At 67.4% G+C, this 13,737-nt stretch carries 12 protein-coding genes; 4 read left to right on the top strand and 8 right to left on the bottom strand.

Features of this window, described 5'->3' with window-relative positions; translation table 11 throughout:
• Positions 1-206: 206 nt before the first annotated feature.
• Positions 207-1,055, bottom strand: coding sequence for a DUF1499 domain-containing protein (locus ACTZWT_RS12785; RefSeq protein ID WP_444770059.1), 849 nt, complete (start codon positions 1,053-1,055; stop codon positions 207-209).
• A gap of 322 nt (positions 1,056-1,377) precedes the next feature.
• Entirely contained in the window at positions 1,378-3,006 is a 1,629-nt protein-coding gene (locus ACTZWT_RS12780) for a fatty-acid--CoA ligase (protein WP_444770058.1), read from the bottom strand.
• Positions 3,007-3,093: 87 nt separating this feature from the next.
• Here ACTZWT_RS12780 and ACTZWT_RS12775 point away from each other — a divergent pair, with 87 nt between their 5' ends.
• Positions 3,094-4,107: an extensin family protein gene (locus tag ACTZWT_RS12775; RefSeq protein ID WP_444770057.1), complete on the top strand. Its 1,014-nt coding sequence runs from the start codon at positions 3,094-3,096 to the stop codon at positions 4,105-4,107.
• A 336-nt stretch (positions 4,108-4,443) separates the two neighbouring features.
• On the opposite strand, the gene ACTZWT_RS12770 is transcribed toward ACTZWT_RS12775, so the two are convergent.
• On the bottom strand, positions 4,444-5,118 hold the full coding sequence (locus tag ACTZWT_RS12770) for a L,D-transpeptidase (protein ID WP_444770056.1): 675 nt from the start codon (positions 5,116-5,118) through the stop codon (positions 4,444-4,446).
• Between the two features lie 422 nt (positions 5,119-5,540).
• On the opposite strand from ACTZWT_RS12770, the gene ACTZWT_RS12765 reads away from it, so the two are divergent.
• Positions 5,541-6,521, top strand: coding sequence for a magnesium transporter CorA family protein (locus tag ACTZWT_RS12765; protein ID WP_444770055.1), 981 nt, complete (start codon positions 5,541-5,543; stop codon positions 6,519-6,521).
• A gap of 945 nt (positions 6,522-7,466) precedes the next feature.
• On the opposite strand, the gene ACTZWT_RS12760 is transcribed toward ACTZWT_RS12765, so the two are convergent.
• Entirely contained in the window at positions 7,467-7,913 is a 447-nt protein-coding gene (locus tag ACTZWT_RS12760) for a nucleoside deaminase (protein ID WP_444770054.1), read from the bottom strand.
• 175 nt (positions 7,914-8,088) lie between these two features.
• On the opposite strand from ACTZWT_RS12760, the gene ACTZWT_RS12755 reads away from it, so the two are divergent.
• Together ACTZWT_RS12755 and rsmD are read left to right on the top strand one after the other, a co-directional pair.
• The gene (locus tag ACTZWT_RS12755) at positions 8,089-10,389 is read left to right on the top strand and encodes a pseudouridine synthase (protein WP_444770053.1); all 2,301 of its coding nucleotides are present in this window, start codon (positions 8,089-8,091) and stop codon (positions 10,387-10,389) included.
• A 3-nt stretch (positions 10,390-10,392) separates the two neighbouring features.
• Positions 10,393-10,956 carry a 16S rRNA (guanine(966)-N(2))-methyltransferase RsmD gene (gene rsmD / locus ACTZWT_RS12750; RefSeq protein ID WP_444770052.1) on the top strand — a complete coding sequence of 188 codons (564 nt, stop codon included), beginning with the start codon at positions 10,393-10,395 and terminating at the stop codon, positions 10,954-10,956.
• A 304-nt stretch (positions 10,957-11,260) separates the two neighbouring features.
• Here the strand turns inward: rsmD and prmB are convergent, their stop codons facing one another.
• Genes prmB through pgsA form a run of 4 tightly spaced genes read right to left on the bottom strand, consistent with a single transcriptional unit; the run spans position 11,261 to position 13,688 of the window.
• Positions 11,261-12,325 carry a 50S ribosomal protein L3 N(5)-glutamine methyltransferase gene (gene prmB / locus ACTZWT_RS12745; protein ID WP_444770051.1) on the bottom strand — a complete coding sequence of 355 codons (1,065 nt, stop codon included), beginning with the start codon at positions 12,323-12,325 and terminating at the stop codon, positions 11,261-11,263.
• Positions 12,325-12,792: a molybdenum cofactor biosynthesis protein MoaE gene (locus ACTZWT_RS12740; protein WP_444770050.1), complete on the bottom strand. Its 468-nt coding sequence runs from the start codon at positions 12,790-12,792 to the stop codon at positions 12,325-12,327. Before ACTZWT_RS12740 ends, prmB begins: the two co-directional genes overlap by 1 nt.
• 24 nt (positions 12,793-12,816) lie before the next feature.
• Positions 12,817-13,068 (bottom strand): molybdopterin converting factor subunit 1, encoded by a 252-nt coding sequence (gene moaD, locus ACTZWT_RS12735; protein WP_444770049.1) that lies wholly within the window; start codon positions 13,066-13,068, stop codon positions 12,817-12,819.
• Entirely contained in the window at positions 13,065-13,688 is a 624-nt protein-coding gene (gene pgsA / locus ACTZWT_RS12730; RefSeq protein ID WP_444770048.1) for a CDP-diacylglycerol--glycerol-3-phosphate 3-phosphatidyltransferase, read from the bottom strand. The genes moaD and pgsA overlap by 4 nt, the downstream gene beginning before the upstream one ends.
• Positions 13,689-13,737: the final 49 nt, after the last annotated feature.

The following is a 13,737-nucleotide window of genomic DNA, read 5'->3' as shown; positions in this document are numbered from 1 at the left end:
ATGGGTTGAGCGCAGCGAAACCCATCAGGCGTCTTGCGCGGACCGATGGGTTTCGCCGAAGGCTCAACCCATCCTACGTATTGGTGGAGTAACGGCCGCACCTTCGTCGGCTTTTCGGATCGTCATTGCGAGGAGCGCAGCGACGAAGCAATCCAGCCCAGTGCGCTGCGCTGGATTGCTTCGCTTCGCTCGCAATGACGGACGGGCTACTTCTTCACCCCCGCCTTGCCCTTCGCCGGCTTCGGCTCCGGTTCGGGCTTCGGCATCGGCGCGTTTTCGGCGGCGGTGGTGATGGCTTCGCTGAGTTTGGCGATGCGCGCGGCGTTGCTGCCGAGGTCGCTGTCGAAAAAACGCGAGGCGGAGCGGATATCGATCCGCGCGCCGTCGCTGTCGGGCAGGATGCGGATCGCGACGTCTTCGGGCAGGCCCATCACCGCGGTGCGAGCCACCGCCTCGATATGGCCCTCGCGGCGCGGCAGTTGCGGCGGTCGCGCGTCGACCACGCGCCATTTGCGCTTGTTGATCAGGTTGAGCGTCAGCTCATAGGCGCGCTGCACCGGCAGGTCGATCTGTACGGTCTCGATCCCCGGATAGGCGTCGCGCTGCAGCTCGGCGGAGTAGAGGCCGGCATAGACCGCGGGATTGGCGCCGTCGCTGGTGCGCAGCCGGGCCAGCGTCTCGAATTTCGGCGGGTCGATCGGGTCGGTGGTGATGTCGTGGATCGCCGGCAAAGTGCGATACTGCCAGCCGAGATAGGACGGGTAGGCGAGGATCAGCACATCGATCAGCAGCGCCAGCAGGATCCGCGCCATGCCGCGCGAGCCGTTCTGCCAGATCGCCGCGAAGCCGGCCAGCGCCAGCAGGATCGACAGGCCGGCCAGCGCCAGCGCCCCGAAGAACGTCGCCATCGCCGGGCGCACTTCGAGGAAGTCGAACCGCACCAGCAGCGTCGAAGCCACCGCGGTGATCGCGGCGAACACCGCGACGTAGCGCGCCCAGACGGCGAGGCGCGAGACGGGCTCCATCTGATAGGGAGCGTTGAATCTGCGCGCCATCGGGTCCGTTTCGAAGGGTTCGGGGCAGCTCCGGCCGCCGTCGTGTCGCGCCGCAACCGATCCGTTGAGACCATGGCGGGCGGCGAATTTCAAGGCCGGATTAAGCACAGCCCGCTCCCTCTCCCGCTTGCGGGAGAGGGCCGGGGTGAGGGCGACACGGGCAGGGAGCCGGCGAATGGCGACTCTCACGGCTCCTTGATATCAAGTTCGTGCAGGCCGAGACGCCGCTGCCCCCACCCGGATCGCTGCGCGATCCGACCTCCCCCGCAAGCGGGAGAGGTTGCACCGTGCCGGTGGCGACGCCTTGCGAAAACAGCCGTCCTCACGCCGCCGCGTTCGGCAGGCTGTAGGTCTTGAACTGATCGCGCAATGCGGTTTTCAGGATCTTGCCGGTCGCCGTGTGCGGGATCGCATCGATGAACACGATGTCGTCCGGCATCCACCATTTGGCGATCTTGCCGTCCATGTATTGCAGGATCTCGTCGCGGGTGCAGGTGACGTCCGGCTTGAGCTGGCAGATCAAGAGCGGCCGCTCGTCCCATTTCGGGTGATACACGCCGATCACCGCGGCTTCCGCGACCTTGGGGTGGCCGACCGCCAGATTCTCCAGATCGATCGACGAGATCCATTCGCCGCCGGACTTGATCACGTCCTTGGAGCGGTCGGTGATCCGCATATAGGCGTCCTTGTCGACGGTGGCGACGTCGCCGGTGTCGAAGAAGCCTTCGTCGTCGAGAATGTTGGTATCGACCCGGAAGTAGGCCTTCGACACCGCCGGTCCCGACACTTTCAGCCGGCCGAAGGTCTTGCCGTCCCACGGCACCTCCTTGCCGGCATCGTCGGTGATCTTCATCTGCACGCCGAACGGCGGATAGCCCTGGGTCGAGAGCCGGTCGAGCCGCTCGTCGCCTTCGGTCTTGTCGAACGGCGGCTTCAGCGTCGCCAGCGTGCCGAGCGGGCTCATCTCGGTCATGCCCCAGGCGTGGCGCGCCTCGCAGCCCATGTCGACGAACGCCTTGATCATCGAACGCGGCATCGCCGAGCCGCCGCAGATCACCATCTTGAGGTCCGGCAGCGTCAGCTTTTCCTTGGCCATGTGCTGCAGCAGCATCAGCCACACCGTCGGCACGCCGGCGGTGTGCGTCACCTTCTCGGTCGACAGCAACTCATACACCGAGGCGCCGTCGAGCTTGGCGCCGGGCATCACCAGCTTGGTGCCCATCGACGGCGCCGAGAACGCGATGCCCCAGCTATTGGCGTGGAACAGCGGCACCACCGGCAGCATGGTGTCGGCGGCGCGGGTGCCGAGCGCGTCCGGATTGTTGGCCATCAGCGCGTGCAGCACGTTGGAGCGGTGCGAATACAGCACGCCCTTGGGATCGCCGGTGGTGCCGGAGGTGTAGCACATCGCCGCCGCGGTGTTCTCGTCGAAGGTCTTCCACTGGAAGTCGCCGTCGGCCTCCTTCAGCCATTCCTCATAGGCGACCGCGTTCTTCAGCGTGGTCTGCGGCATGTGCTCCGCGTCGGTGAGCACGATGTAGCGCTCCACGCTCGGCATCTTGTCGGCGATCTTCTCGAGGATCGGCACGAAGGTGAGATCGGTGATCATCACCCGGTCCTGGGCATGATTGACGATCCAGACGATCTGGTCCGGAAAAAGCCGTGGATTGACCGTATGGCAGATCGCGCCGATTCCCATGATGCCGTACCAGCACTCCAGGTGCCGGGCGGTGTTCCAGGCGATCGTCGCGACCCGGTCGCCGAGCGTGATGCCGGCGCGGTCCAGCATCTGGCTCACCTTCAGGGCCCGTTGATGGATCTGTGCATAGGTGGTGCGGACGATCGGCCCCTCGACCGAACGTGTGACCACCTCCTGGTTGCCATGGACCTGCGCCGCATGCTCGATGATCCGGTGACACAGCAAAGGCCAGTCTTGCATCAGTCCAAGCATCAAATCGTTCCTCCCGTTTGTTATCCCTCATGGATTGGCGGCGACTTTAGCGCGGAGACGGCCCGGCGAAAACGGTCTTGTCGCAATTTGTTCCGCGGCAAAGCGTCGGCGCTGGTGGTGCTGATCGCGCTGGTTGCGTTCGCCGCGCCGGCCGCGCTGGCGCGGGATGCAATCCCGCTGCCGAAGCCGCGTCCCGCCGAGGCGCCTGCGCCCGAAGCTGCTCGCGCGGCCGACAAGCCGGAGGCCGACGCGCCGCAGGCCGAGGTGGCCAAACCGGAATCGACGCCGGAATCGCCGCCGGAGCCACCGCCGCCGACGGCGTGCCGGCTGGCGCTGACCGAGGCGATCGCGATCGCGCCGAGCCTTCCCGATATCACCGGCCCCGGCAGTTGTGGGGGGACCGATCTGGTGAAGCTCGAGGCGGTGGTGCTGCCCGATGGCAGCCGCGTGCCGCTGACGCCGGCGGCGACGCTGCGCTGCCCGATGGCGAGCGCGCTCGCCGCCTGGGTCCGCGCCGATCTCGCGCCGCTGGCGGCGTCGCTGGCCACGCGTCTCGCCGCGCTCGACAATTACGATTCCTACGATTGCCGCGGCCGCAACCGGGTGCGCGGGGCGAAGCTGTCCGAGCACGGCCGCGCCAATGCGATCGACCTGCGCGGCTTCAAGCTCGCCGACGGCCGGATGCTGTCGCTGACCGATCGCGCCGCGCCGCTCGCGGTGCGCGAGCGCGTGCGGCAATCGGTGTGCGACCGGTTCGCCACCGTGCTCGGCCCGGCGTCGGACGGCTACCACGAGGAACACATCCACCTCGATCTGGCCGAGCGCCGCGGCGGCTACAAGATGTGCCAATGGGCGGTGTGGGAAGCGCTCCCCGTGATCGCGCCGCTGCTGCCGGCCGAGCGCCCGGCCGAAGCGCCGCCGCGCGAAGTCGCGGCCGGCGAGCCACAGGACCGCGACCCCAACCGCTCGCCGCAGCAGGCTCAGCCTGAGAACGCGCCGCCGCAGCAGGTCGAGCCGGAGCAGGGCGGGCAAGCCGCCCAGCCAGAGCCGCCGCCGGCGAGCAGTAAGGCGAAGAGAAAGCCGAAGAAGCCGGCGGGGTGAACGGCAGTCTGAGCTGCGGTCGCGTCAGCTTTCTGTGCGATGCGAGCCGAGTCCGCTGGAGTGACGTTTTCGATCAGAACTCGCAGCCGGCACAGCGCAACCTCTCCCGCTTGCGGGAGAGGTCGTCCCGGCGTAGCGCAGCGAAGCCGGGACGGGTGAGGGCACTCCGCTCCGAGCTTGCCGAGTCAGTGCCCGGGTCGCCCTCACCCCAACCCTCTCCCGCAAGCGGGAGAGGGGGCGCGCCGTGCCAGGGGGGTGCGTTCCGCAATAAAAAAAGCGCCGGAAAACCGGCGCTTTTTGAATTCCGCGGACCAGACCCGCGCGCCTCGCGTCGCGTTACTGCGTCGCGGTGCCGCTGCCCTGCGCCATCTTCGAGCTGTACGGCGAGTCGCCGTGCTTCGGCTCCAGCACCACCACGATGGTGCCATTCTTGACCCGGGTGTAGAGGTCGATGACGTCCTCGTTGGTCATGCGGATGCATCCCGAGGAGATCGAGGCGCCGATATATTCCGGCTGGTTGGTGCCGTGGATCCGGAACAGGGTGTCGCGGTTGCCCTGATAGAGATACAGCGCGCGAGCGCCGAGCGGGTTGTCGACGCCGCCGGGCACCGAGGCCGGCAGGCCTTCGATCCGCTTGTGGATGTCTGCGGTGGGCGTCCACTTCGGCCATTCCGCCATGTTGCCGACCCGGGCGATGCCGGAGAACGCCAGCGCTTCCTCGCCGACGGTCACGCCGTAGCGGATCGCCTTGCCGCCGTCCTGCACCAGATAGAGATAATGGTTGTCGGAATCGACCACGATGGTGCCGGGCGTTTCCTTGCGGTGATAGTCGACGATGGCGCGGCGGAACTGCTCCGGCACCGAGACCTTGGCGTAGCGCGCTTTCGCCAGCTGGGCCTTGTCGTTCGGCTTCAGCGTCGCTTCGGGGGCGGCCTGGTAGGTGGTCTGCATGCAGCCCGACAGCAGCAATCCTACCGCCAGCAGTCCCAGTCTCGATGCAATCGACGCCATTCTCTTGTTCCAATCGACCTTCTGCGCTGGCCTCTGCGCTGGACAGTGGCTTCCGGCGCAACGCTTTTAGCGCAAGATTCCGGCCCACGACTGCCGGCGCAATTCAGCGACTTCGCGACTTCAGCGAAATCATGATTCCACAATCTTGATTATCGCTGAATGTCCGTTGGTTTCCAGCGTGCAAACGGTTGTTGCGCGCGACGGAAGTCCAGCTGTGGTATTTATGCCTCAGAAATCCGGGTGTCTGGTCAATCCCTGTGCATTTGCCGGCGGCAAGGCGCGTCGGGCATGTCACAGTCGCGTCACTGACATCGGCAAGGTTCGCCGCCTCTGCGGATTGGTGCTTGCCAAATCCGGCCCCGTTGCGCAGTGACGGTTCAAGCCACCCCCGCGGATCGTCGTCCGTCCTGTCCGGAGTTGCCATGCTTGCACTTTTTGCCCCCGTCGATTCCGCGCTGAAGCGGGCCGCCTCGGTCGATTACGACGCGCTGCCCGAGGACACGGTGTGGATCGACCTCGAACGGCCGACGCCGGACGAGGATCGGGCGGTGGAAAAGCTGGCCGGGATCGCGGTGCCGACCCGCGAGGACATGCAGGAGATCGAGATCTCCAGCCGTCTCTATATCGAGAACGGCGCCCGCTACATGACCGCCAGCCTGATGTGCGGCGCCGACACGACGTCGCCGCGGCTGTCGCCGGTGACATTCATCCTGGCCGGCCGCCGGCTGGTCACGGTGCGCTACGACGAGCCGCGGCCGTTCGCGGTAATTGAAAACCGGCTCGCCCGCACCCCGTCGTACAACGCCACCGGCGAGACCGTGCTGCTCGAACTGCTCGACGCCGTGATCGACCGCTGCGCCGACATTCTGGAGCGCGCCGGCGCCGACGTCGACGACGTCAGCCGCGAAATCTTCGAGCCCGAGGGCTCCGCCCGCACCGGCCACCAGAAGCGCTATTCCGAGATCCTGATCGCGATCGGCCGCAAGGGCGACCTCGTCTCCAAGGTGCGCGAGAGCCTGGTCTCGATCGGCCGCCTGGTCGCCTTCCTCACCGTCGAGGGCGAGGGCCTGAAATGGCCGAAGGACAGCCGCACCCAGCTCAAGACCATGCAGCGCGACGTGATCTCGCTGACCGACCACGCCAGCTACCTGTCGAACAAGATCACCTTCGTGCTCGACGCCATGCTCGGCGTCGTCAATCTCGAGCAGAACAACATCATCAAGCTGTTCTCGGTGATGGCCGTCGTGCTGATGCCGCCGACCCTGATCGCCTCGGTCTACGGCATGAACTTCAAATTCATGCCCGAACTGCAATGGGCCCACGGCTACACCATGGCGCTCGGCATGATGCTGATGGCGGCGGTGCTGCCGTATATGTTCTTCAAGTGGAAGAAGTGGTTGTAGGCGATTAATTAGTAGGGTGGGCAAAGCGAAGCGTGCCCACGTCTTGCCGAAGCTGAAGCAGGGGTGACGAATACGCGTGGGCACGGCGCAAGCGCGCCTTTGCCCACCCTACGTCGCTCACCGAGTCGCACGGAGCAGATCGCGCAGCGTAGTCCGCTCTCGCACTAGCGCAAGGATGCTTCGAGACGATCGTCCGGGCAATGCCTCTCAATTGTCATTCCGGGGCGCGAGCGTCGCTCGCGAACCCGGAATCCATATCCCCTGAACTCGCGGTAAGGCGCAGCGTCGCGACCCTCATGCCTCACCGCCGAGCGCGGTGGTTATGGATTCCGGGTTCGCGCCGACGCGCGTGACCGCGCATCGGCGCGCCCCGGAATGACGAACGAGAAGGCATGGGGTGGGCGAGCGCTGCAAAATCCCTTGCTACGCCCCTTGACAATAATCCTATTATGATTATAGTCCGCATCGTCCTGTCCGTGAGGGGCGCTTCGCGAGGCGTCGTACAAGCGGGACAGATCGACGGGCCGGGCAACCGGTCCGGAACGATGGTCCGGCGGAGCTGACCGTTGTCAGCGAAGTCGGGCGGACGCGGCGTCCTGCGCGTCGTGCCTCGCAAGCACGCGTCCGGGAGGCAGAGGTCACCGTCCGCCGCTACTACGAGCGGCTGCCGCTTTCGTGGCTGGACGGGCGCAGCAAGGCCGGGGAGATCCCGCACCGCTGTGTTCCCGGAAGAACGGTCCCGATGCCCAAAACCGCCGCGGTGGGCGCGCCGATCAGGCGTTGCGCGATGGTCCGCAAAGCCATCGCGTTACTCACCACAACTCGCGCCGACCGGCGCGCCCCCGCCCCTCGCTGTGAAAGCGACGGGTGCACAACTCGGGCTCAGCGGAGCCGCGAGAGTGAAGCGCCGTGGCTGTTTGATATGTCCATCGTCGCTCGCGCGCCTCACCGCCGCGCCCGGAAAAATTCCCGCAGCATCAAAGCCGCCTCGCGCTCTCCGACGCCGGAATACACTTCAGGCGCGTGGTGGCAGGTCGGCTGGCCGAAGAAGCGCACGCCGCTTTCCACCGCGCCGCCCTTCGGGTCGAACGCGGCGAAATACAGCCGGCGGATGCGGGCGAACGAGATCGCGCCGGCGCACATCGTGCAGGGCTCCAGCGTGACGTAGAGGTCGCAATCCGGCAGCCGCTCGCTGCCGAGTTTTCGCGCGGCCTCGCGGATCGCCAGCAGTTCGGCGTGGGCGGTGGGGTCGCGGTCGGTCAAAGTGCGGTTGCCGGCACTCGCGATCACCTCATTGGCGCGGACGATGACGCAGCCGATCGGCACTTCGCCGGCTTGCCCGGCGGTTTCGGCGGCGGCCAGCGCCAGATCCATGAAAGAGGGCGTCGTCATATGGCTCGTATCGTTCGAAAAACTCTGCTAGGAGAACCCATTCAGCAAAAGTGGATACCGGTTTTGCGTGGACCATGCGCCTTCAACGAGAGCGCCCGTCACCGTCGTGCCAGCCCGTTCCCGAAAGCCTGAGTCCCATTTCCGATCCCGACCGGATCCTGCAGAAAGACCAGTCATGCCCCGCGACACCGACAAAAACAACGCTTCCGCGCGGGGCCGCCGCGATCGGCCCGGCGCCGGCAAGGGCGCTTCCGGCGGCAGAAGCGCGGGCGGCGGCAAGGGTGCCTCCGGCGGGAAGGGCCGTTCCGGCGCGGCGCGCGGTCCGGAGAAGAAATTCGCCAAGCGCGGCGAGGCTTATGAGCCCCGCGGCGACAAGCCTTTCGCCAAAAAAGCGCCCGGCGGCGACGCCAAGCGCGCGTTCGGCGGCGAGGGCAAGCGGCCTTATGTGAAGCGCGATGGCGCCGCGCCGCGCCGCGATTTCGCCGATCGGCCGCGCCGCGACGACGGCGATGCGCCGCGCCCGCGTTTCAATCGTGACGAGCGCCCCGCGCGCAGCGGCGGTGACCGTCCCGAGCGCGGTCCGCGCAAGGAGTTCGGCGACAAGCGTTCGTTCGCGCCCCGCGAGGGCGGCGACAAGCGGCCGTATACGCCGCGCGCCGATCGCGGCGACGGCGCCCGTCCGGCGGGCCGGTTCGGCGACAAGAAATTCGGCGACCGCAAGCCTTATGCATCGCGTGAAGGCGGCGAAAAGCGCCCCTACACGCCGCGCGAGGGGGGCGGCGAAAAGCGTCCCTACACGCCGCGCGAAGGCGGCGGCGAGAAGCGTCCCTACGCCGCCCGCGCCGGTGGCGAGAAGCGCTCTTTCACCCCGCGTGGCGATGGCGAGAAGCGTCCCTATACGCCGCGCGCCGGTGGCGACAAGCGGCCTTACGCGGCCCGCGACGGCGGCGGCGAGAAGCGTTCCTATGCGCCGCGTGCCGATGGCGAGAAGCGTCCCTACACGCCCCGCGAAGGCGGCGACAAGCGTCCGTTCAAGCCGCGCGAGGGCGGCGACCGGAAATTCGGCCGCGGCGCGCCGGATCGTGGCCCGCGCAAGGAGTTCGGCAGCCGGCCGGAGCGCGGCTCGGATCGCGGCGAGTCCAAGCCCTGGCAGAAGCGCGAGGGCGCTTCCGCCGAGCGGGGCGAGCGCGGGGCGCGTAGCTTCGACAAGCCGCGGTTCGACAAGCCGCGCGAGGATCGCGGCGGCGAGCGCCCCAAATTCGAGCGCCGCGAGCGTTCGGGAGACTGGCACGAACATCCGCGCAGCGAAGCCGGCGGGTCGGATCGTCCGCGCAGCCGCGCGACAAGCGAGCGCGGCTTCGAGCGGCCGCGCCGTGCCAACGAGGACGAGAGCAAGATCTTCGCCAAGCGCCCGGCCTTCGGCGGCCGCGGCGCCTATCGCGAGCGGCCGAAAACCGAGCGTGCGAAACCGCGCGCGCCGGCTGCGGCGAAGGCGTCCGACAAGACCGGCGATCGCATCGCCAAGGTCGTCGCCCGCGCCGGCCTGTGCTCGCGCCGCGACGCCGAGGCCTGGGTCGCCGAGGGCCGCGTCGCGGTCAACGGCGTGGTGATCGACAGTCCGGCGCTCGACGTGATGCCGTCCGACGTCATCACCGTCGACGGCAAGCCGTTGCCGGAGCGCGAGCGGACGCGGCTGTTCCTGTATCACAAGCCGCGCGGGCTGATGACCACCCACGCCGATCCCGAGGGGCGGCCGACGGTGTTCGACAATCTGCCCGAAGACCTGCCGCGCCTGATCTCGATCGGCCGGCTCGACTTCAACACCGAGGGCCTGCTGCTGCTGACCAATGACGGCGGGCTCGCGCGGGCGCTCGAACTGCCGGAGACCGGCTGGCTGCGGCGCTACCGCGTCCGCGCCCATGGCGAAGTCACCCAGGCGCAGCTCGATCAGCTCCGCGACGGCATCGAGGTCGACGGCGTTAAATACGGCGAGATCGAAGCCAGGCTCGAACGCGACCAGGGCGCCAATGTCTGGCTGGTGTTCGCGATCCGCGAAGGCAAGAACCGCGAAGTCCGCAACGTGCTGGCCCATCTCGGGCTCGAGGTGAACCGGCTGATCCGGGTCTCCTACGGCCCGTTCCAGTTGCAGGAGATCGAGGAGGGCCAGGTCGAGGAGGTCAAGACGCGGGTGCTGCGCGAGCAGCTCGGCGACAAGATCATCAAGCTCGCCGAGGCCGATTTCGGCGGGCCGTCGCCGAGCGAGACGCGGCCGAAGCCGCGCCCCGGCAAGCCCGTCACCGCCGCCGAGGCGGCGCCGGCGCCGAAGAAGAAAGCCCCGACCAAGCGCGGCGCGGTCGAGGATCGCAAGGGCCGCAAGGTCAAGGTCGAGCGCACCGGCAGCGGCGACCGCGACCCCTCCCGTGGCCCCGCCCGCCGCTACCACGGCAAGCGCGAACCGTCGCCCCGCGAGGACTGAGCAATGCGCGTGATCGGCGGGCGGCTGCGGGGCCGCAATCTGGTGGCGCCGTCGTCGCAGGGCATCCGCCCGACCGCGGACCGGCTGCGCGAGTCGCTGTTCAACATTCTGATGCACGCTTACGCCGATCCGATCAGCGACGCGCGCGTGCTCGATCTGTTCGCCGGCACCGGCGCGCTCGGCATCGAAGCCGCCTCGCGCGGCGCCAAGTTCACGCTGTTCGTCGATAACGGCGCCGAGGCGCGCGCGCTGCTGCGCGCCAATGTCGAAGCGCTCGGCCTCGGCGGCGTCAGCAAAGTGTATCGCCGCGACGCCACCAATCTCGGCCCGGCGCATCCGGTCGAGCCGTTCTCGCTGGCGTTCCTCGATCCGCCCTATCGCATGGGATTCGCCGAGAAAGCACTGGCCTCGCTGCGCGACGGCGGCTGGCTCACGCCCGACGCGCTGGTGATCGTCGAGGAAGCCAAAGACGCAAACTTCGTCGCGCCGGAGGGCTTCACGGAGCTGGAGCGGCGCGCTTATGACGATACGGAATTTACGATCCTGCGTTTCGGAACGAGCGAGTAGCAGCCCGATCGTGTTGGGCACCTACTATCAACGTCATTCCGGGTTCGCGAGCTGCGCTCGTGCCCCGGAATGACGGCGAGAGATGGTCGCTCGAACTAGAGCACTTCATCGAATGATTGAAGCAACGCGGCATTCGCGCGTGCTGAGTCGTCATCCTGAGGTGCGAGCGCAGCGAGCCTCGAAGGATGCGGCCAAGCCGCTCGCTGCTCATCCTTCGAGGCCCGCAGCGCCGCGCATGCGCGGCCCAGCGGGCACCTCAGGATGACGGCGGTGATTCCATCAAAACCAGAGCTGCTCTAATCGTCTACAGATCCGCCGCGGCGATCCAGAAGACTTCGCCTTCGGAATCCTCGCTGTCGAGCCACAGCAGCGGCAGGTGCGGGAAGTCCTGTTCGATCGCCGGACGGCAGCGGCCGACTTCGCATAGCAATCCGCCGTCCGGCGTCAGATGCTGTTTCGCCTCGGCGAGAATCCGCCGAATGATGTCGAGGCCGTCGTCGCCGCCATCGAATGCCATCGCCGGTTCGGCGCGGCATTCGGCCGGCAGTTTCGCCATGCCGTCGGCGTCGACGTAAGGCGGGTTGCTGATGATCAGGTCGTAGCGTTGTTCGCCGAGCGGCGCGAACAGGTCGCCGTGATGCAGCGAGAGGCGATCCCCAAGATGGTGATCGGCGACGTTGCGGGTTGCAACCGCGAGCGCATCCTCCGACAGATCGACGGCGTCGACGACCGCATTGGGAAAGCTGCGCGCCGCGAGAATCGCGAGACAGCCCGAGCCGGTGCATAGATCGAGCACGCGCTCGACTGCTTCCGGGTCGCCGATCAGCGACGTCTCGCCGCCGTCGAAATGCGAGTCCAGCAGTTCGCCGATGTAGGAGCGCGGCACGATCACGCGTTCGTCGACGTAGAACGGCACGCCGCGCATGTAGATCTTGTTGACCAGATAGGCTGCCGGCAGTCGCGTCGTGATGCGTTGCTCGATCAGATGGAGAATCCCGACAGCCTCGTGATCGGTGACGCGTGCGGTGGCGAACATCTCGAACTGGTCGGGATGCAGATGCAGCGCTTCGCCGATCAGGAACACGGCTTCGGCGATCGGATCGGTGGTGCCGTGCGCGAACACCACGCCGGCCTCGGCGAAGCGGCTCACGGCGAAGCGGACGAAGTCGAGCAGGCTGGCGAGTTCGCCCGGAAACATCGCGTAGGGGTCTGTTTCGAGATCCAGCGGCATTGCCACGGCGACGCGGCGCTTCGCCGGTCGCTCGTCGTCAGCGGAGGCCGGAGTGGCTTTGGCCGCGGAGCGCGGCCTGGCAGGCCGCTTTGCCGGCGTCTTCTTCTTCGCGGCTTTCGCCTTCGCCTTCTTGGCCATCAGTCCTTGCTCCATCGCGCGGCGGCCGCGTCGTCGCGGTCGTGCGCCTCGACCCAGCGCGTGCCGTCGGCGCGCTCCTCGCGCTTCCAGAACGGCGCGTTGGCCTTCAGATAGTCCATCAGGAATTCGGCCGCCGCGAATGCGGCCTGGCGGTGCGACGACGCGGCCAGCACCAGCACGATGTTGTCGCCCGGCAGCATCCGGCCGACGCGGTGGACGATGGTCAGCGCCGTCACCGGCCAGCGCTTCACGGCTTCGGCGGCGTGGCGGCCGATCTCGTCTTCGGCCATGCCGGGATAGTGTTCGAGCGTCAATGCCGCGACCGCATCATCGCCGTCGGCGCCGCGGCAGATGCCGCTGAAACTCACCACCGCGCCGATATCGGTGCGGCCGGCGGTGATCGCCGCGATCTCGGCGGCGATGTCGAAATCGGCGTCCTGAATGCGGATCGTCACCGGAACGGTCATCGGATCATCCCGTGCGCGGCGCGCTCAGCCGCCGGTCATCGGCGGGAAAAAGGCGACCTCGCGGGCGCCTGCGATCGGCGTGTCGGGGCGCACATGGGTGCGGTCGAGCGCGGTGCGGATCACGCCGGGCTTCTCGAACGCGAAGGCGTAGCCTTCGCCACGCGCCGACAGCCAGCCGATCAGATCGGACACGGTCGCGACCTCGGCCGGCGGCTCGATGGTTTCCTCGTCGAGGCCGACCCGCTCGCGGACCCAGGCGAAATACTTCACCTTCATCGCGAATCCTCTTCGATCAGGTGATGGATGCCGGCGCGGAAATAGTCGTAGCCGGTGTACATCGTCACCAGTGCGGAAATCCACAGCAGGGCCAGGCCGATCTGGGTGGTGTAGGGCAGCACCTCGTCGCCGGCGTCGCCGGCGAGCAGGAAGCCGATCGCCACCAGTTGGACCGTGGTCTTCCATTTCGCCAGCTTGGTGACCGGAACGCTGACCCGCAATGCGGCGAGATATTCCCGCAGGCCGGACACCAGGATCTCGCGGCACAGGATCACGATCGCGGCCCACAGCGTCCAGCCGTGGATGATGCCGTCGGCGGCGAGCATCAGCAGGCAGGATGCTACCAGCAGCTTGTCGGCGATCGGGTCGAGCATCCGGCCGAATGCCGAGTGCTGGTCCCAGATCCGGGCGTAATAGCCGTCGAGGAAGTCGGTGATCGCCGCGGCAATGAACACCGCCAGAGCGACCCAGCGCAGCGCGAGCGGGCCGCCCATGATCGACTGCGCATAGATGCAGCCGACCACGACGGGAATCGCCGCGATACGGGCATAGGTCAGGATATTCGGAAGCGTCAGCGACTTCGCTCCGCGCGTCGGCGCCCTGGTCGAAACATCGTTCATCAAACTTACCAATACTGCCCGCGCCGGAAGGTCAACTCCCACGAAGGCG

It is taken from the genome of Rhodopseudomonas sp. NSM, from assembly GCF_052445935.1.
GTDB lineage: Bacteria > Pseudomonadota > Alphaproteobacteria > Rhizobiales > Xanthobacteraceae > Rhodopseudomonas.
This window is presented reverse-complemented; position numbering and strand designations above follow the sequence as displayed.